General features: G+C 59.9%; 14 protein-coding genes and 1 pseudogene. 7 read left to right on the forward strand and 8 right to left on the reverse strand.

The window, feature by feature from the left end; all coding sequences use genetic code 11:
- The 5 genes and pseudogenes from J2X19_RS09065 to J2X19_RS09085 form a co-directional block, all read left to right on the forward strand.
- A pseudogene (locus tag J2X19_RS09065) lies at window positions 1–1,624 on the forward strand (hypothetical protein); the annotation flags it as partial.
- Window positions 1,625–1,856: 232 nt separating this feature from the next.
- The gene (locus J2X19_RS09070) at window positions 1,857–3,932 is read left to right on the forward strand and encodes a peptidase domain-containing ABC transporter (RefSeq protein ID WP_310374489.1); all 2,076 of its coding nucleotides are present in this window, start codon (window positions 1,857–1,859) and stop codon (window positions 3,930–3,932) included.
- A complete protein-coding gene (locus tag J2X19_RS09075; RefSeq protein ID WP_310372680.1) occupies window positions 3,929–5,284 on the forward strand; it encodes an HlyD family type I secretion periplasmic adaptor subunit in 1,356 nt (451 codons plus the stop codon). Before J2X19_RS09070 ends, J2X19_RS09075 begins: the two co-directional genes overlap by 4 nt.
- A 42-nt stretch (window positions 5,285–5,326) precedes the next feature.
- Entirely contained in the window at window positions 5,327–6,100 is a 774-nt protein-coding gene (locus J2X19_RS09080) for a hypothetical protein (protein WP_310372681.1), read from the forward strand.
- Window positions 6,101–6,105: 5 nt separating this feature from the next.
- Window positions 6,106–7,932 carry a glycosyltransferase family 4 protein gene (locus J2X19_RS09085; RefSeq protein ID WP_310374490.1) on the forward strand — a complete coding sequence of 609 codons (1,827 nt, stop codon included), beginning with the start codon at window positions 6,106–6,108 and terminating at the stop codon, window positions 7,930–7,932.
- 14 nt (window positions 7,933–7,946) lie between these two features.
- On the opposite strand, the gene J2X19_RS09090 is transcribed toward J2X19_RS09085, so the two are convergent.
- Genes J2X19_RS09090 through J2X19_RS09100 form a run of 3 tightly spaced genes read right to left on the reverse strand, consistent with a single transcriptional unit; the run spans window position 7,947 to window position 11,720 of the window.
- The gene (locus J2X19_RS09090) at window positions 7,947–9,818 is read right to left on the reverse strand and encodes a glycosyltransferase (RefSeq protein ID WP_310372683.1); all 1,872 of its coding nucleotides are present in this window, start codon (window positions 9,816–9,818) and stop codon (window positions 7,947–7,949) included.
- Complete coding sequence (locus tag J2X19_RS09095) at window positions 9,818–10,759, reverse strand: hypothetical protein (RefSeq protein ID WP_310372688.1); 942 nt, start codon at window positions 10,757–10,759, stop codon at window positions 9,818–9,820. Before J2X19_RS09095 ends, J2X19_RS09090 begins: the two co-directional genes overlap by 1 nt.
- Window positions 10,760–10,772: 13 nt before the next feature.
- Entirely contained in the window at window positions 10,773–11,720 is a 948-nt protein-coding gene (locus J2X19_RS09100) for a UDP-glucuronic acid decarboxylase family protein (RefSeq protein ID WP_092762850.1), read from the reverse strand.
- A gap of 305 nt (window positions 11,721–12,025) precedes the next feature.
- Here J2X19_RS09100 and J2X19_RS09105 point away from each other — a divergent pair, with 305 nt between their 5' ends.
- Window positions 12,026–12,685 carry an outer membrane beta-barrel protein gene (locus J2X19_RS09105; protein WP_165830776.1) on the forward strand — a complete coding sequence of 220 codons (660 nt, stop codon included), beginning with the start codon at window positions 12,026–12,028 and terminating at the stop codon, window positions 12,683–12,685.
- 12 nt (window positions 12,686–12,697) lie between these two features.
- Here J2X19_RS09105 and J2X19_RS09110 read toward each other — a convergent pair whose 3' ends face one another.
- The 5 genes from J2X19_RS09110 to J2X19_RS09130 form a co-directional block, all read right to left on the reverse strand.
- Window positions 12,698–13,693: a GlxA family transcriptional regulator gene (locus J2X19_RS09110; RefSeq protein WP_310372705.1), complete on the reverse strand. Its 996-nt coding sequence runs from the start codon at window positions 13,691–13,693 to the stop codon at window positions 12,698–12,700.
- Window positions 13,675–14,280: a DJ-1/PfpI family protein gene (locus tag J2X19_RS09115; protein ID WP_310372706.1), complete on the reverse strand. Its 606-nt coding sequence runs from the start codon at window positions 14,278–14,280 to the stop codon at window positions 13,675–13,677. The genes J2X19_RS09110 and J2X19_RS09115 overlap by 19 nt, the downstream gene beginning before the upstream one ends.
- Window positions 14,277–14,837 (reverse strand): isochorismatase family protein, encoded by a 561-nt coding sequence (locus J2X19_RS09120; RefSeq protein WP_310372707.1) that lies wholly within the window; start codon window positions 14,835–14,837, stop codon window positions 14,277–14,279. Before J2X19_RS09120 ends, J2X19_RS09115 begins: the two co-directional genes overlap by 4 nt.
- Window positions 14,838–15,150: 313 nt before the next feature.
- The gene (groL, locus tag J2X19_RS09125) at window positions 15,151–16,803 is read right to left on the reverse strand and encodes a chaperonin GroEL (protein WP_092762841.1); all 1,653 of its coding nucleotides are present in this window, start codon (window positions 16,801–16,803) and stop codon (window positions 15,151–15,153) included.
- Window positions 16,804–16,856: 53 nt separating this feature from the next.
- Entirely contained in the window at window positions 16,857–17,147 is a 291-nt protein-coding gene (locus tag J2X19_RS09130) for a co-chaperone GroES (protein ID WP_092762839.1), read from the reverse strand.
- A gap of 574 nt (window positions 17,148–17,721) precedes the next feature.
- Here J2X19_RS09130 and J2X19_RS09135 point away from each other — a divergent pair.
- Window positions 17,722–18,816: a lactonase family protein gene (locus J2X19_RS09135; RefSeq protein ID WP_310372710.1), complete on the forward strand. Its 1,095-nt coding sequence runs from the start codon at window positions 17,722–17,724 to the stop codon at window positions 18,814–18,816.
- Window positions 18,817–18,877 lie beyond the last annotated feature (61 nt).

The following is an 18,877-nucleotide window of genomic DNA, read 5'->3' on the forward strand; positions in this document are numbered from 1 at the left end:
CCAGGTGTCTGCACTGACTACGGCAGGCGTGGCGGCTCTGAGCACCAGCCAGGTGGCTGCGATAGAGACTGTGGATGTAGCGGCGCTGAAGACCAACCAGATCGCGGCGCTGACGACTGCCGGTGTGGCAGCGCTGACCACCAACCAGGTCGTCGCGTTGACGACAGCCCAGGTTTCTTCGTTGACCACCGCTGGAATGGCGGCATTGACGACCAACCAGGTGGCTGCCATCGAAACGGTCGATGTGGCGGCGTTGAAGACCAGCCAGGTTGCGGCTCTGAGCACCTCCGGTGTGGCGGCATTGACGACCAGCCAGGTTCAGGCGGTCAGCACGGCCGGCATCGCGGCGTTGAAAACTGCGCAAGTGTCGGCCTTGACGACCAACCAGGTTGTGGCGTTGACAACCGCGCAGATCGCATCGTTGACGACAGCTGCGGTCGCTGCACTCAGCACCAGCCAAGTGGCCGCGATAGAAACGGTGGATATTGCGGCTCTCAGGACCTCGCAAGTCGTCGCTTTGACAACCAACAACATTGTTGCGCTGACGACAAACCAAGTCCAGGCGTTTACAACGACGCAGGCTGAAGCACTGACATCTACACAGATAGCTGCATTTACCACGGCACAGATATCACACTTGACCTTGAGCACGCCTATCATTCTTGATATGAATGGCGACGGGGTTAAGACGCTAAGCATCTCCTCCGGTGTCAAGTTTGATCTGTTTGCGGATGGAAACCAGGTCAATACCGGCTGGGTCAGCGGTGGCGACGGGCTGCTGGTGATGGATCGCAACCATGACGGGGTGATCAATGATGGTTCCGAGTTGTTTGGTTCGTCCACGACCCTGGCCAGCGGCGCCAAAGCCAGCGATGGTTATGCTGCGTTGAGCGAGCTGGATGCGAACCACGACGGCGTGGTGAACAGTGACGATGCGGGCTTCGCGGATCTGCGGGTCTGGATTGATGCGAACTCCGACGGTGTGAGCGCATCGGGCGAAGTCAAGACGCTGGCGTCGCTGGGAATCACCAGTATCAGCACCCAGGCCACAGTTCAGATCAGCCAGGATAACGGCAACCTGATCGGCTTGACGTCCAGCTACGAGACATCGGACGGTGCCACCCATGCGGCGGCCGATGTCTGGTTTGTCGCAGACAAGTCGAACTCTGACGCTCCTACGCTCACGGTGGACCAGGTGATTGCTGCTCTGAACCCATCGGTGCAAACCATGGCGACTGCTGTGGGGACTGCGAAGGTGGCCGAATCCATCCAGCCCACTTTGGCGGCGGATGCTGCACTGCCCGCCAGCGCAACGACTGCTGTGCAAAGTGTGGATCTGCGGTCTCGGGTCAGTAGTCTGGCGCAGGCCATGGGTACATTTGATAGCTCTGCCCCATCCGATGGCCTGGCGGTCACCCGTGTGGACCTGCCCGTGATGGGTAAGGCGGCCGCCGCGACCTTGGCGGTTGGCAGTATGGTCGATGTGATGAAGCAGTTCGATGCGAATGGCAATATGGTTGGCGGCCAATCCGGCACCATTGCATCGGTAGCGAAATCCTTGAATCTGCCTGGTATCCAGGACCCGGCCGACAAGGGATTCCTGGCCGGCACTGGCGGCAAGTAGGCCGGCAACGTCAGGGTTGCGTTAAAAAAGGGTGGGGGGCATATGTCCTCCACCCTTTTTTATGCCGCGAGCCAGGGAACAGGCTCGGCAAAAGGTCTTTTATCAGGACATCATGTGTAGCTTTGCGTGTTGAAATGTTAAGACATGTATGGGTGACCCACCAATGTCAGAACGATTTCCACACTCAACCATACAGTGCATTGCCGCACTCGCTCAGCACCACCGGTTGCCGGTGAACCCTGAGCGCCTGATTGAGGACTACGCCCTGGTTTCGGAGGAGCCTCCCCCAGCGACAGTGCTGCGCATCGCCTCGGATATTGGCCTGAAGGCGAAGTTTGACAAGCTATCGTGGGAAAGCCTGCAGGTTCAGGAAGGTGTGTTCCCGCTGATCGCCCGCATGACGGACGGAAACTGTGTGATCGTGATGCGCGCCAATGTGAACGGCGATGGCATGGTCGCGGTACTGAACCCCATGGCCGACAACCCGACAGAAATCCTGCGGCTGGACCGCGCAAAGTTTTGTGCGCTCTGGCATGGCGAAGTTTTCTTGATGAAGCGCTTGTACGCGCTGCCAGAGCCCAACCAGCCGTTCGGCTTTCGCTGGTTCATACCGGAGATTTTGAAGCAAAAAGCGGCCCTGAGGGATATTGCGATTGCGGCAATTGCTATGCATTTGCTAGCACTGGCGTCGCCGATGTTTTTCCAGCTGGTGATCGACAAGGTGCTGGTGCACCAGAGTCTGGCCACCCTGTGGGTGCTGGCGGTGGGCATTGTGATTGCATTGGTGTTTGACTCCCTGTTTGGTTTTTTGCGGCAGATACTGACGCTGTCGGCCACCAACAAAATCGATATGCGGCTGACGCGCCGCACTTTTGCGCACCTGCTGTCCCTGCCGATCGATTACTTTGAAACAACGACGGCCGGTGTCATCACGCGCCATATGCAGCAGGTGGAAAAGATCCGTGGTTTCCTGACCGGACGGATGTTCTTCACGGTGCTGGACTCACTGTCTCTGCTGATTTTCCTGCCGATACTTTTTACCTATTCGGTCAAGCTGGCACTGGTGACGCTGGTGTTTACATTCCTGATCGCCGGCGTGGTGGCGGCCATGGTGCCGGTGTTTCAACGGCGCCTGAACGACTTGTACAGCGCGGAGGGGGAGAGGCAGTCCATGATGGTGGAGACTATCCACGGCATGCGCACTGTGAAAGCGCTGGCAATCGAACCCGCGCAGCGGCGCCTGTGGGACCAGCGTTCGGCCCAATCCATCAATATGCATTTCCGGGTAGGAAAGATTTCCATCACTGGCAATGCGGTGACCGACTTCATTGGCAAATTGCTGCCCGTGGTGATCATTTTTCTGGGTGCACAGGAGGTCTTCAACCAGACGCTGTCGGTGGGGGCGTTGATTGGGTTCCAGATGATCTCGGGCCGGGTGGTTGCACCCCTGATTGCCATTGTGAGCCTGGTGAATGAATACCAGGAGACCGCATTGTCCGTGCGGATGCTCGGCGAGGTGATGAACCGGCCGTCGGAGGGGCGCGCCAGTGCGGGTGGCTTGCGGCCCGATCTGGCCGGTGAGATTTCTTTCGACGAAGTCACATTCCGCTACCCCGGCTCCAGTGCTGCAGCATTGGACCGGGCGAGCTTCACCATCCAGGCTGGGTCTGTGGTCGGCATTGTGGGTAGAAGCGGTTCAGGCAAGACCACACTGACCAAGCTGATCCAGGGCTTGTACAGCGTGCAGGAAGGCATCGTTCGCTTCGATCGCACGGATGCGCGCGAGATCGAGCTGGCCCATCTGCGCCGCCAGATTGGCGTGGTTCTGCAGGAGAACTTCTTGTTCCGGGGCTCGGTTCGGGACAATATTGCGGTCGCCAAGCCCGAATCCACGTTCGAGCAGATTGTTGCGGCGGCAGAGGCGGCCGGGGCGGCAGAGTTTATTGAACGGCTGCCGCAGGGTTACAACACGCTGTTGGAGGAAAACGCCTCCAACCTCTCTGGTGGCCAGAAGCAAAGACTGTCGATTGCACGTTCGCTGCTGTCCAAGCCGCGCATCCTGGTGCTGGATGAAGCCGCCAGTGCGCTGGACCCGGAAAGCGAAGCAATCTTCATCCGCAATCTTTCCCGCATTGCTGTCGGCCGCACGGTCATCATGATTTCCCACCGCCTGTCTACCCTGGTCAACGCAAACGCCATCTTGGTGATGCAGCAAGGGAAGCTGGTGGACAGCGGACGGCACGAAGAGCTATTGACCCGGTGTGAGACTTACCAGCACTTATGGAACCAGCAAACAAGCCATTTATGAAGCGATGGCTTTCTTTCAAATGGGGCAAGAGTCCCAAGGCAAAGACAGCCGTCGAATACCTGCCGGACGCGGATGAGATAGAGCGCAGTCCGGTGCCGCCTTTCGCGCAAATAACCTTGCGCGTGCTGTTTGCTGCGCTGGCTTCTTTTGCCATATGGGCGAGCTTTTCGCAGCTGGATGAGGTGATTGTCGCGCAGGGGCGTCTGGTCAATCCCTTGCCGAATGTGGTGGTGCAGCCGCTGGAAACCTCGATTGTGCAAACCGTGGACGTGCGCGTAGGGCAGGTCGTCAAGAAGGGCGACAAGCTGGCGTCCCTGGACGCCACATTTGCGCAGGCCGATGAGACCCAGCTGCAAACGAAACTGAATAGTCTGGAAACACAGGTTCAGAGCCTGAACCGTGAGCTGCTGGGCGAGGTGGCACCTGGCATGACAGGAATGACTGCCGATGGGCAGCTGCAGGCCAATCTGTCGTTTGAGCGCCGCGCCAACTACAAAGCCCAGCAGATGAAGATGGCCGAGACGGCGGCCAAGCTACGGGCGGCGCTGGCCACCAACCGCCAGGACCAGCAGTTCGTCGCGTCTCGCCTGAAGTCGCTGAAGGAAATCGAGACCATGCAAGAGAAGATGGTGGCCCAGAAGATTGGTGCGCCGCTGCAGCTTTTGGAGGCTCAACAAAGAAGCAAGGAGGTCGAACGCGATCTGGAGCTCACGCGCAGCCGTGAACAGGAGATCCGGCGGGAACTGAGTGCCTTTGAATCAGAAAGAGTTGCCTTTGAGAAGAACTGGCGGCAGAAGGCGATGGAAGATATGCTGACCTTGTCGCGTGAGCGCGACGCGGTCAAAGAGCAGCTGCAAAAGGCCGACAAGCGCAGCCGGCTGGTTACGCTGGTGTCTCCTGCCGATGCGGTAGTGCTCGAAATTGCCAAGCTGTCACCGGGATCTATCGTCAAAGAGGCGGAAACCTTCTTTACCCTGGTGCCTTTGAATGTGACGCTGGAAGCCGAAGTGCATATCGATTCAACCGACGTGGGCTACATCAAGCTGGGTGACGCGGTGCATGTGAAGCTGGATGCGTTTCCCTTTCAGCGCCATGGCATCCTGGATGCAAAAGTGCGGACCCTCAGTGAAGATGCGTTCCGCAAAGATACTCAAACCAAGACGGGCGGCGATGCTTACTATGTAAGCCGCATTACCCTGGAGAAAATGAATCTGAAAAACATGCTGGAGAGCTCCCGGCTATTGCCTGGCATGACTTTGTCGGCGGAGATTGTGGTGGGCAAGCGAACCGTCATGTCCTACCTGGCCTGGCCGCTGATGAAAGGCCTCGGCGAAGCGGTGCGAGAGCCCTGATGCCTGGCCTTGCAGCCTGCAACCTAGATTGATGAATCATCCATGTCCAAAGAAATGAAGGCTTATTGCATTGGCCACACCATGCCGCTGTTTACGCCGCCGGTTTCTTTTGAAATGCTGTGCCCAGTATCTTTGGGCATACCCAATGAACTGGTCATTGATGACCATCGGTTCGGCGGCCAGGTGGATGGCGGGGAGTTGGCGGAGTATTCGCAACTTTTTGGGCTGCACGACTTGCTGCTGTCTGGCGATGTCGTGGCCGAGCATTTGTATTTGTTCCAGTACCGCAAATTCATCTCCACCACGGTAGGTGGGGCGGAGTCGGCTTCTCCGTGGGTGCGGGTGCTGACGCCGCAGCTGGCGCCTGGCGTTTTTCCTTCGGGTGAGCAACTGAATGCCTTTTCCGGGCGGTTGGCCGTGGGCTCCGTATTTGACTTTGGCGAGAGCATTTCCTGCAACTATGCGCGGGTGCACGTGATCGACGACCTCGTCATGTTTGCCGCGGCCTGCGTGCAGAGCGGCGTTATGGACCCGGCGGACATCAAGTCGTTTGCCAGCTTGCGCGGGATCATCCCGTCGCCCGCCGTGTGTTGCATCCATGTCGACGTATTTATGAAATTGATGCGGGTATTGAAGGCCGTTTGGAATAGCTATTCACCGCATTACCATGTGCAGCGCAGCGGTTACCAGCGGCGTGTAGCGGGTTATCTGCTGGAGCGGCTGCATAGCTTTTTGCTATGCAAATGGCTAATGGACAACAGTGAGCCCCACATACAGCTATGGCAGCGGTATGTGGTGGCTGAGGCGACTAATTGAATGTGATGACCAGCAGCATGTCTTACCAAGCTCCCAAGATTCTGATCGACGCGGTGTTTTTCCAGTACAACCGCTCGGGTATTGCCCGCGTCTGGTATTCCTTGCTGGAGGAGTGGGCCCGCGATGGGTTTGCGGCACAGTTGCTGGTGCTGGACCGCCAGAATACCGCGCCCCGCATACCCGGCATTGCCTACCGGCAGGTTCCCGCCCACAGCTATGCCGCACCGGATGCCGACAGGGCCATGCTGCAGCAGGTGTGTGACGAAGAAGGCGCGAGCTTGTTCGTGTCTAGCTACTACACAACACCGCTCGGTACGCCATCGGTGTTCATGGCCTACGACATGATTCCAGAGGTGTTGAACTGGGATACCTCCACGATGGCTATCTGGGTTGAAAAGCACGCGGGTATTCGCCACGCGAGAGCATTCATTGCCATCTCACAGAACACGGCCAATGATTTGTGTCGGTTTTTCCCAGCAATCCGCCCTGAGCAGGTATCGATTGCCCATTGCGGTGTGGATTTCAAGGCACCTCCTGCTGCGCAGATCGACTCATTTAAAGCGCAGCACGGCATCCAGAAGCCTTACTTTTTATTGGTCGGTAGCCGGGGCGCATACAAGAACGCGAGCCTGTTCTTTCAGGCCTTCGCTGCATTGGGTGATCAACGAGGTCAGTACGCTGTCGTCTGTACCGGTCCGTGGTCGGCACTCGAACCTGAGTTCAGTGCCTATGTGGGGGAAGCCAGTGTGCACATGATCGAGGTGGACGACCAGAGCCTGCAATGTGCTTATGCGGGCGCAATTGCACTGGTCTACCCCTCTCTGTACGAAGGCTTCGGCATGCCGATTACCGAGGCAATGGCGTGCGGATGCCCGGTGATCACCTGCCCCACCGGGTCGATACCTGAAGTGGCCGAGGATGGCGTGCTGTATGTCCCACCCTCCGACGTCGGAGCGATGACCCGCGCGTTGTACCAGGTGCAGGGCCCGGTGATGCGGGCTGTATTGGTCGCCAAGGGATTGCAGCGCGCTGCGGCCTTTTCCTGGGGAAGAATGGCCTCCGAAGTCAAAGCAGCCTTGCTGCGGGTGGACGTGTCTCTGCTTGAGCGGAACGCCAGCGCTACAGCGCATCACACAATAGATACACAAACGGGGGCCAATATGCTGTCTGAAATCATTCCGGCTGAGATCATCAATGACGATTTCTACAAGGTGTTGAATGCACTGGCCAGCAGAGAAGATCTGAAGAACTTTCTGGAAATCGGCTCCTCCAGCGGCGCGGGCAGCACGCATGCTTTCGTTTCGGCTTTACGCAACCGTGCGGATGCCGATAGCACCCGGCTTTACTGCATGGAGCTGAGTACCGAGCGGTTTACCGCGCTGCGCAATGCCTACTTGGATTGCCAGTTCGTCAAGGTGTACAACCAGTCGTCGGCGGCTTTGGATGAGTTTCCCTCCGAGCAGGAAGTGGCGTTCTTCTATGCGAACACGCGCACCACACTGAATACCTACCCTTTGGAGCAGGTGCTTTCGTGGCTGCGGCAGGACATTGATTACATGCGCAAGGCGGGCCTGACCCAGAACGGTATAGAGCTCATCAAGAAGGAAAACGGCATTCTGGACTTCGACATGGTGCTGATCGATGGATCGGAATTCACCGGAGAAGCTGAGCTATACCACTGCATGGGCGCGAGGGTGATTGCCCTGGACGACGTGAATTCACACAAATGCTTCAATGCCTACCGCATGCTGACCAACCACGTGTCCTATGCCTTGACCCACCAGAATATGGAACTGCGCAACGGATTCGCGGTGTTTGAACGCAGGTTCTAAGCCACCCGCGCAGTTTATCTTTTGGTAAATACGGCAAGGCCGTTGGCGATGTCAGACTCTGAAAACAGCAGCTCGTAGGCCGGGTCCTGGGAAAGAGAGGCCAGGTTGCGCTGGTTCTTGAACGTCTGCGTGCACTCCAGGATGATGGTTTCACAGCCATACACCTGTTGCAGCTCTGCAAAGCCTGTGAACTCGCGGCCGTTGATCACGGCCAGGTCAAATTGGCGGATGCCCAACTGGGCAAGGATGCTGGGAATGGCATTCGGGGTCAAACTGCCGGACTCCATTTCAGCCACGTCCTGGCGCAGCCAGTCCAGTACATGGTCCAGGGGGTAGTTCTGCAACTTCCCCGGTGTGGCTGCATAGAAGTGGCGGACATCTGCTTCGCTGGGGAAGGCTTCGCGCGCCACCGAACTGGCGTGGTAGCCGTGCACGAATCCTCGGCCCGCATAGCGTTGCATCATGGCCTCCAGCCGGGCCGGTGAGTTCTCGATGCAATGCAGCTGCGGGGAGGCGGTGTTGTGCCCCAGCTGCGCGATCAATGTGTCCAGGTGCGGGCTGGTAGCAGCCCCTACGACCAGCACATGTTTCAGCCTGGGGCTTTGTGCGAGCGTGGTCAGCAAGCTATGCAGCGCCGGGTTCGGCGTGGCTGTCGACTCCACGACCGGGGCCGCTAGGCCTGCTTGGATGTAACCGATCTCGGCGCGCAGACTGGCAACGTGTGCGGTCTGGCCCAGAGCTTGTGCGATCTGCATCTGAAACCCAGCGCATTGCACCGCCTCGCCGGCGCTCGGGTAGATATGCCTGTGGCCGCGGTAGCTCTCTTCGGCCGTCGATGTGGCGAGATCAATTTTCGACTGGACGCCACCCAGCAAACCCAGGCAGTGCCCTTTCCAGGGCAGGCCATTGCGGGCAAACCATTCCTGGACTCCGCGCACCATGTTGCGGTTGATTTCGAACGGATCTATGACCTGGCGGAAGGTTTCGCGCACCGCGCCAGGTACGCGTGTGGCGGACAGCAAGGCTTGTATGTGTCCCGCCAATGCTTCCGTCTCGGGCGCAGACCGGGAGATGCATTCAGGCAGTTGCAAAGAAAGGTCTTGCAGAGGGCCACGGATATCGTCACAGACCAGTACCGGCACATCGTTCAGCAGAGCTTCCATCACCGAGTTGGAAATACCCTCGGTCGTCGAGGTATGCACCAGCAAGCGGGCTCGCGCCAGGTAGGCGGACACCACGCTGTTGTTGGCCCCGATGGGGCGGCCATCGATCACGATACGGCCGTCTATGCGTAGCAATGCGTAGGGGTCAAATGGGTAGTGGAAGTATTCAATCTGCTTGCCGGCCTTTTGCACCACGTCGAAGAAGGACGCCAGCAGTTCCGGGCTGGAGCCCAGCGACTGGGCAAACAAATAGGCGGTGACGTTGGCTGCGAGCAGCGACTCCACCAGCAACTGCCCACGCTTGAGCGCAACCGGCGAAAAGACCGACACGACGTCGACAGTCTTCAGGCTGGGCGGCGTGGTGGCGGTAAATGGCAGGCCGGCGTTGTGCAAGCCGTAGGGCAGCTCCTGGGTCAGCGTGCGCAGAAAGCGGGCGCCCACACCTTCAAAGCGTTCAATCACTTTGTCCGGATAAAGCTGCCGCGCCTGGTTCACCGTTCCGGGGTGGGCAAACATGGCGCCAATGCAGCGCGGCTGGGGCAGCCAGTCAACGATATCCTGGTAGCCATTGGCGGCGGTGAGAACGTAGTAGTTCTGTTCTTCAAAAAGTCGGACCCGTTCTTCGGTCGGCCGCCAATCGCCCTGACACAGTACCAGCACGCCGGGGCTGTCCTCGCAGCGCTCTTTGAACACCTGCGCGTCCTGCATGGTGGAGAGTCCCATCAACCGGTCTTTCGTGTGAGCAGCTTTCGGAATTCCGCGCAGGACATGGGTTCCATCAGCTGTACCGGGTCTCCCGCGAGCTTGGCCGTCCAGTGGTGGCGGAACAAAGGCGAGAAGTCGAATTTTCGCTCGGGCAGCGCCTGGAAGTACTTCATCAAGGTATCGCGGTTGACCTCCTGCCAGTCGTCAACCAGCAGCACGGGCAAGTCGGTAAACAGTCCGGCCAAGGCATTCTTTTTGACGATGGGAATGCAGCCGAGCAAGAGGGCCTCCCAGGTGCGATGGCAGTCCATGCCTGCGCCCTCGGGGCTGACGACAAACATGCATTCGGCCTGGCGCAGCCAGGTGCTGTTGCGCGGCACGGCGCTGGGCTCGAAGAAGCAGACGGACTTGTCCATCCTGTCAAAGCATTCCTGGCGGTCGCCTCGGCCCATGGCGAAGTGCCAGTTGCAATACGCCGTCAGATAGCGCTGGTTGAACTCAGGCGAGGCAGCCAGGGCGTTGAGCAGTGCGTTCTCTTGCGCGATGGGTGACATCGCGGTGATGCCCCACAAACCAGGCCGCTCCCACATGGTGTGGTAGTCCAGCCCAATGGGTAGCGCCACCAGCTTGGGATGCTGGGTTGCAAGATTCTGTGCGTACCAGCTTTGCAGATGGGGACTGCCCAGCAATGTGTTGATCGCCGGGCTGGACAGCATGGCCTCATCCACCGGCACGTCGCTGTCGCCACTCACCAGCACAAACGGATCGCGGATCTGCGGAAGAAAATTCTGCGCAAAATTCTGCAGCCCGTCGGTGCACACATAAATGGACCGACCGGGTCGATGGTGGCTGAGCAGGTCGGGCGCTATGTGGGGATGGCTGGAGACCGGCTTCGCGTGGTGGCTGCTACAGGACTTCAGCAGGCCCCGGCTGGAGACGAAGGTCGTGAGTTGTTCCATAGGTCCACGGCGTTCAGGCTAACTGGGCGAAGTAGGCGATCGTCTTCTCCAGGCCTTCACGCAAGGGGATGGTGGGCGACCAATCCAGCATCTTGCGGGCGAGGGCCAGGTCCGGCTTGCGCTGGCGTGGGTCATCTGCCGGAATCGGCAGATTCACAATGCCTGACTTGGTACCGGTCAGGGCCACCACCTGCTCGGCCAGTTCGCGCATGCTGAACTCTCCGGGGTTGCCGATATTCACCGGCCCCGTAAAGTCATCCGGGCTGTCCATCATGCGCAACATGGCTTCGATTAGGTCGTCCACGTAGCAGAAGCTGCGGGTCTGGCCGCCGTCGCCGTACAGCGTGATGTCCTTGCCCTGCAACGCCTGCATGATGAAGTTACTCACCACCCGGCCGTCGTCCGGGTGCATGCGTGGCCCATAGGTATTGAAGATCCGCACCACCTTGATACGCAGCTGGTGCTGGCGGTGGTAGTCGAAGAACAGGGTTTCGGCACAGCGCTTGCCTTCGTCATAGCAGCTGCGAATACCAATCGGATTCACCCGGCCCCAGTACTCCTCAGGTTGCGGGTGTACCTCGGGGTCGCCATAGACTTCGGATGTGGAGGCTTGCAGGATCTTGGCCTTGCAGCGCTTGGCTAGCCCCAGCATATTGATGGCTCCGTGCACGCTGGTCTTGGTGGTCTGTACCGGGTCGTGCTGGTAGTGCACCGGGCTGGCAGGGCAGGCCAGGTTGTAGATTTCATCGACCTCGACATACAGCGGAAACGTCACATCGTGGCGCATCAGCTCAAAATTGCTCTTGCCCAGCAAATGGGCGACGTTGCTCTTGCTGCCGGTGAAGAAGTTGTCCACGCACAGCACATCGTCACCCCGCTCCACCAGGCGGTCGCACAAATGGCTGCCCAGGAACCCAGCCCCTCCGGTGACCAAGATTCTTTTTCTCGATTTCTCACGCATTGCGTCTCCTCAGTTGATGGGCTGTCGATAAGCCAAAGATCCCCTATCTTCGCCGATCATAAGGTGGGCCATAGCCGGAAAGTGATGCCGTTCTAGCGGCTTGTCCAGCGCTTAAAGCAGGCGTCTTTGCCAGCCCTACACCGGGGTGCAACCCGCGCTCAAGCTTCTTACATTTGCTTTACCGCACGGCCACCGGGCAGACAGCTTGCGGCGTTGCAATGGTTTGGTGCAGAGCGGGTCGGACATCTGTTGCGGTGGGCATAGGTCTCCGCATCCGCCGCCTGCGCATTAACTTAGGAGTACCCATGAAGCTGAACGTCTTTTTTTCCTCCATCGCTTGCGTACCGCTCGGTCTGGCCCTGGCAGCGCCGTTGGCCCATGCCGCGGATCCGGCTGGCGATGTGTATGTGGGCGGTGGGTTATCGGTCAGCCGCACCTCAGGCCTGGGCGGGAAGATCGATTCCGCATTGTCCAGCCAGGGCATTGGCAGCAGCACCTCGGCCGACCACAGCAGTACCAACCCGAACTTTCGCCTGGGTTACCGCATCAACCCCAATGTGGCGGTAGAGGCCAGCTACGACCGGGTGGGCAAGATGGACCTGCAGTCCGCCATCAGTTCGCCGACCGCCGACTCGGCGTCCGGTACCTGGAAGGGCCATGGGCTGGGCCTGCACGTGCTGGGTATTGCGCCGCTGGACGACAAATGGTCGCTGTATGGTCGCGTCGGGGTGGAGCGCTGGAAAACCAGCCTGGACCTAGCGTCGAACTCCGGCGGTTCCACCAGCTACGGCGCCAGCAGCTCACACACTTCGCTGGCCTTGGGCGCAGGCGCCGCTTATGCCATCTCTCGCAATGTCGACGCTACGGCGGAACTGGTGCACTACAACCACGTAGGCGACGCTACCTCTACCGGTAGGACCGGGTTGAACCAGTTCAACTTCGGTCTGCGCTACCACTTCATGTAACTGGGCCCGCGGCTAGCCGGGGCGGGCTTGCGATGGCGCGCCTGCCTGGCCCAGCTGGTGCCAGGCCCGGCGCAGCTGGGTGTCCGAGCTGAAGCCTGCCAGCTCAGCTGCCTGGTTCACACTGTGACCCGACTGCAGCGCAGTGTGGGCCACGGCTAGGCGGATGCGGCGCAGGTACTGCAGCGGCGCGATCTTGGCGTACTCCATGAACAAGCGGGTCAGGTGGCGCGGCGAAGTGTGGGCGATGCTCGCCATGCGCGGCACCGTCCAGCTGTGGCGTGGGTCCAGGCTGACGGCGTCCTGCACTTTGTGCAGGGCGGGGTGCAGGTGGTTGCGGTAGCTCAGGAAGGGCGACAGCTCGGGGTCGTGCGGGCCGCGCCGCAGCGCCACCACCATGGTCTGCGCCACCTGTGCCGCGATGGGTTCGCCGCAGGTATCCGCTATGCGTTGCAGCACCAGGTCGATGCCCGTGGTCACGCCGGCGCTGCTGTACACCGGCGCATCTTCCACAAATACCCGGTTCGCCACTACCTCGCATTCGGGGGCCACGTTGCGCAGTTCGTCCAGGTGCTGGTGGTGGGTGGTGACGCGGCGGCCGGTCAGCAGGCCGGCGTGGGCGGCCAGCAGGGTGCCCGCACACACCGTCACCAGCTCCAGTTGCTGGGTCACCAGGCGCAGGCCGCGCAGCCAGTGCAGCACGGCGCGGGCGGCGGCGTTGTCTACCGCGATGCTGCTGCCGGGCAGGCCGACCAGTACCACCCAGTGCGGCGTGGCCGGGTGGGCCAGCAGTGCGTCAGGCATGGGCTGCACTCCGGTCAGTTGGACGCCCACAGACGACGGCGTGTCTGCGTCCGGGCCGACAAACTGCAGCGCAAAGCGCTCGGGCTGGCCCTGGGCGACCAGGCACTGGTTGGCGATGCGCAGCGCCTCGGCCGGTCCGGCCCAGTCGAGGATCAGGCTGTTCGGCATCAGCACGAACAGCACCTGGATCAGGGGTTGGGTTGCCATGCGTAGTCCATTTGCCGGGCCGTACGTGCCGCCAGTTCGGGGCCGGCCAGCTTGGCCACCAGGTGCAGGCACATATCGATGCCGGCGCTGATGCCGGCCGATGTAATGGTGCGTCCGCAATCCACCCAGCGCGGGCCGGTCTGCACGTCCAGTGCCGGGAACAGGCGCTGCAGGTCGGCCACGTCTTCCCAGTGCGTGGTGACCGGGCCGCTCTGGATCACACCGCTCTGCGCCAGCAGGAAGGCGCCGGTGCAGACCGAGGCCACCGTGCTGGCCGTGCCTGCGGTGGCGGCGATCCAGTCGGTGGTGGGTTGGCAGGCCATGGCGGCATCGACCACGCCACCCGGAACCACCAGCAGGTCAGTCGAAGTGCAGCTGGCGAAGGTAGCATCCGGAATAATGCGTAATCCGGCTCTGGCACGCACAGTATCTGTGTTACGTGCTACGCATTGTGTAGCAAACAGCGGTGGGTCGTTGGGGTGGCTGCGGCCATGGACCCGGCTGGCGGTAGTGAACACTTCGTAGGGGCCGGCGAAGTCCAGCGCTTCGACATCGTCGAACACCAGGATGGCAACGTGGTGCGTCATGCTGCGGCTCCATCCAGGGCCTGTTCTACCGTGCAGATGCGGGCGAAGCGCTCCGTCAGCACGGCGGCGGTGCGGGCCTTGATGTCGGCGGCGGCCAGCACCGAGCCGTCCAGGTGCTGCATGTCCCAGGTCAGCGTAGCGTCCAGGCAGTAGTCCACCGTCCAGCCCAGGTCGGACGCATGGCGGGTGGTGGTTTCGCAGCACTGCTCGGTGCGGATGCCGCTGATGATCAGCTTGCCGATGCCGTTTTCGGTCAGCCAGACGTCCAGCCCGGTGCCCACCAGCGCGCTGTGGCGGCTTTTGGTGAAGGTGGCGGTGGCTTCGAACGGTGCCAGGCCTTGGATCGGCTGGATGTGGCCGGATTCGACGGCGAAAGCGTTGTCGGCGGTCTTCGGGCCGGCCACATGGAAGATGCGCACGATGGGGATGCCGCGGGCCACGCAGCCGTCGATCAAGGCGTTCTGTGCCGCCAGGTAGCCGGGCAGGTTGGCCGGCGTGAAGTAGGGGCGGTGCCGGAAGGACTCTTGGGCATCGATCAAAATCAGACAGGTTTTCATGGTGTGTGCGTCGCAGCGTGTAGTGGATGATGCGCTCAATTTTCCTGCGCCACCAGCCAATCAGCCATTCGCCATCAGACTAGTTTCGATCATTTTAGGACACACATGAAAAAACCCCGCAGAGTTCGCACTCTGCGGGGTTTTTTCGTTTCCCCATATCAAACAGGGAAGCTTGTTGCGTCGCGCAACCGGTGGCTGGGTAGGCGCATCGTCGCAGACAGTGGCCTCGCCTTGTCCAGTAACGCTTTGCAGCGTTACTGGAGGGCAAGACGGTGCAATGCCCCCAGCCGCCGGTTTCGCGGCGACCCGGGATTTACATGCCCATGTCGCCCATGCCGCCCATTCCACCCATGCCACCAGGCATGCCGCCGCCAGCACCGGATTCGTCTTTTGGAGACTCAGCGATCATGGCTTCGGTCGTCAGCATCAGGGATGCGACGGAGGCTGCGTTCTGCAGTGCGGTGCGGGTCACTTTCGTTGGGTCCAGGATGCCCATTTCGATCATGTCGCCGTATTCACCGTTGGCAGCGTTGTAGCCGTAGTTGCCCTTGCCGGCCAACACAGCAGCCACCACCACGGAGGCTTCTTCGCCTGCGTTGTAGACGATTTCGCGCAGAGGCGCTTCGATGGCCTTCAACACCAGCTTGATGCCGGCGTCTTGGTCAGCGTTGCTGCCCTTGATGTCGCCAGCAGCTTGCTTGGCGCGCAGCAGAGCCACGCCGCCGCCAGCCACGATGCCTTCTTCCACAGCAGCGCGGGTAGCGTGCAGGGCGTCTTCCACGCGGGCCTTCTTTTCCTTCATTTCGATTTCGGTCGTAGCGCCAACCTTGATCACGGCAACACCGCCGGCCAGCTTGGCCACGCGTTCTTGCAGTTTTTCACGGTCGTAGTCGCTGGTCGCTTCTTCGATCTGAACGCGCACTTGCTTGACGCGGGCTTCGATGTCGGCAGCTGCACCGGCGCCATCAATGATGGTGGTGTTTTCTTTGCCCACTTCGATGCGCTTGGCTTGGCCGAGGTCAGCCAGGGTGACTTTTTCCAGGGTCAGGCCGACTTCTTCAGCGATAACCTTGCCGCCGGTCAGGATGGCGATGTCTTCCAGCATGGCCTTGCGGCGGTCGCCGAAGCCAGGAGCCTTCACAGCCACAACCTTCAGGATGCCGCGGATGGTGTTGACCACCAGGGTCGCCAGTGCTTCGCCATCGACTTCTTCAGCGATGATCAGCAGAGGACGGCCAGACTTGGCAACTTGTTCCAGGGTCGGCAGCAGGTCACGGATGTTGCTGATCTTCTTGTCGAACAACAGCACAAACGGGTTGTCCAGCAAAGCGGCTTGCTTTTCTGGGTTGTTGATGAAGTAGGGCGATAGGTAGCCGCGGTCGAATTGCATGCCTTCGACGACGTCCAGTTCGCTGTCCAGCGACTTGCCGTCTTCGACGGTGATCACGCCTTCTTTGCCAACCTTGTCCATTGCGTCAGCAATGATCTTGCCGATGGATTCGTCGGAGTTGGCGGAGATCGAACCGACTTGGGCGATTTCCTTGGAGGTGGTGGTGGCCTTGGAAGCCTTCTTCAGTTCGGCGACCAAAGCAGTCACTGCCTTGTCGATGCCGCGCTTCAGATCCATCGGGTTCATGCCGGCGGCCACGTACTTCATGCCTTCGCGGATGATGGCTTGTGCCAGCACGGTCGCGGTGGTGGTGCCGTCACCAGCCAGGTCGGAGGTCTTGGAGGCCACTTCCTTGACCATCTGCGCACCCATGTTTTGCAGCTTGTCTTTGAGTTCGATTTCCTTGGCCACGGACACACCGTCCTTGGTCACGGTAGGGGCGCCGAAAGAGCGCTCCAGAACCACGTTACGGCCTTTAGGGCCCAGGGTCACCTTGACTGCGTTAGCCAGGATGTTCACGCCTTCAACCATGCGTGCGCGGGCTTCGCCGCCGAAAACTACGTCTTTTGCTGCCATGAGAATTTCTCCGGAATCAATAAATGGGGGAATGGACTAGAAAGGGAAAAGATTTACTTTTCGACGACTGCGAACAGGTCGTCTTCTTTCATGACCAACAGTTCGTCGCCAGCCACCTTGACGGTCTGGCCGCTGTACTTGCCGAACAAAACGCGGTCGCCGACCTTGACGGTCAGAGCGGAGATTTCACCCTTGTCGTTCTTTTTGCCTGGGCCCACAGCCAGCACTTCGCCTTGATCTGGCTTTTCAGCAGCAGAGTCAGGGATCACGATGCCGGAAGCGGTCTTGGTTTCGCTGTCGATGCGCTTAACGATCACGCGATCGCCGAGAGGACGTAGGTTCATTGGATCTCCTAGATTTGGAACATTGGGAAAAGAGGCGTGGGGGTGAGTGCTAGCACTCAACTCCTACGAGTGCTAATGATAAGGCCATCTTGTGACGTTTCAAGGGCAAAGCTGTAAATGAGGAGCACCGCACAGCGTTCCACCCCAGGCGAATCCTCGTCCAAGCTCGCCGGAAAAGATGCTATTTCTAAAGAAATTTTGTTGTGAATCAAGAGCTTGCGACTATGCCCCCGGAGGGGTGTTGTCGACTTCTGCCGATTGAATCCGTCGGAGATCGTGCTGGCAGCTAGCTGCGATTCCCTGCTGCTTTGAAGCGCCAACCCAAGTTGCTGCTATCAAATTCCTGTTAATTTATCAGTCGTCGTACAACATGGTTGGCGTTCGGTAATGCGCGCACCTAAAAGTTGGCTGGGGCGGCTTTCTCGTCTCGTAGGCGTCATTTCTTCTGCCATCACGCAGGGTTTGAAGGATTGACATGGCGGATTTCTTGGGGGAATAATGTCTATGTTGTATGACAACGTATAACAAAAAGAAATCTTTGACTTACAAGGTAATTCCAAAAAGGAGACGGTTTATGCATGTGTCTACCAGGCCTGCCCGAGCGGCCCGTTCTATCGTGGCAACGTCGGCATGGCTGCTCGCTATGGGCAGCGTCCACGCCGCGACGTTTGTGTATGTTTCCAACGCCGACAGCCAGGATATTTCGGTGTTGGAGCTGGACAGAAGCCAAGGTATCGTCAAACCGGTCGAAACAGTACCCGTAGCTGGCACCGTCATGCCTATGGTCGTGAGCCAGGACAAACGCTTCTTGTACGCCGCGCTACGCTCGCAGCCCTACCGGGTGACCAGTTTTGCCATCGACGCCTCCAATGGGCGCCTGCGCAAACTGGGTGAAGCACCGTTGGCCGACAGCATGGCCAACATCGACCTGGATGCCACGGGGCGCTGGCTGTTTGCCGCGTCTTACCCAGGGCACAAGATCACGGTCAACAGCATTGGCAAGGACGGCGCGGTCGGCGCCGTGCAGCAGTTGCTGCCCACGGCTCCGAATGCGCACGCCATCCATGCCGATGCGAACAACCGGTTTGTGCTGGCCAGCAGCCTGGGTGGCGACAGCCTGTCGATCTGGCGTTTCGATGCGGAGAAGGGGCTGCTCACGCCCAATGACCCGGCATCGGTGTCGGCCGCGCCCAAGTCGGGTGCGCGCCACTTTATTTGGGACAAGGCACAGCGCTTTCTCTACCTCATCAACGAAGTCGATGCCTCTCTCTATGTGTACGCATGGGATGCTGCGCGCGGAAGCTTGCGCGAGTTGCAGCGCGCCACCACGCTGCCCAGCGGCTTTACCGGCAAGCCCTGGGCGGCCGATATGCACCTGACGCCAGACGGCAAGTTCCTCTACGCCTCCGAGCGCACTTCCAGCACGATCTCGGCTTTCCGCGTCGACGCCAGCAGCGGGCTGCTGCAGCCCTTGGGCCAGACCGCTACAGAAAAGACCCCGCGCGGCTTCGCCATCGATTCGACAGGCCGCTTCCTGGTGGCTGCCGGGCAGGACTCGCACAGCGTGTCGGTGCATGCCATCGACGCCGCCAGCGGCGCGCTCGGTACGCCGAACCGTTTGGCCGTGGGCAAGAACCCGAACTGGATCGAGATCGTCGATCTGCCCTGATCCGTTCCAGCGCCTCTGCCACGTTTGCGGCTTTCACCACCCCTCCACTTAAAGAGACATC

Origin of the sequence: Rhodoferax ferrireducens, assembly GCF_031458075.1 — a bacterium.
Classification (GTDB): Bacteria; Pseudomonadota; Gammaproteobacteria; order Burkholderiales; family Burkholderiaceae_C; genus Rhodoferax_B; species Rhodoferax_B ferrireducens_A.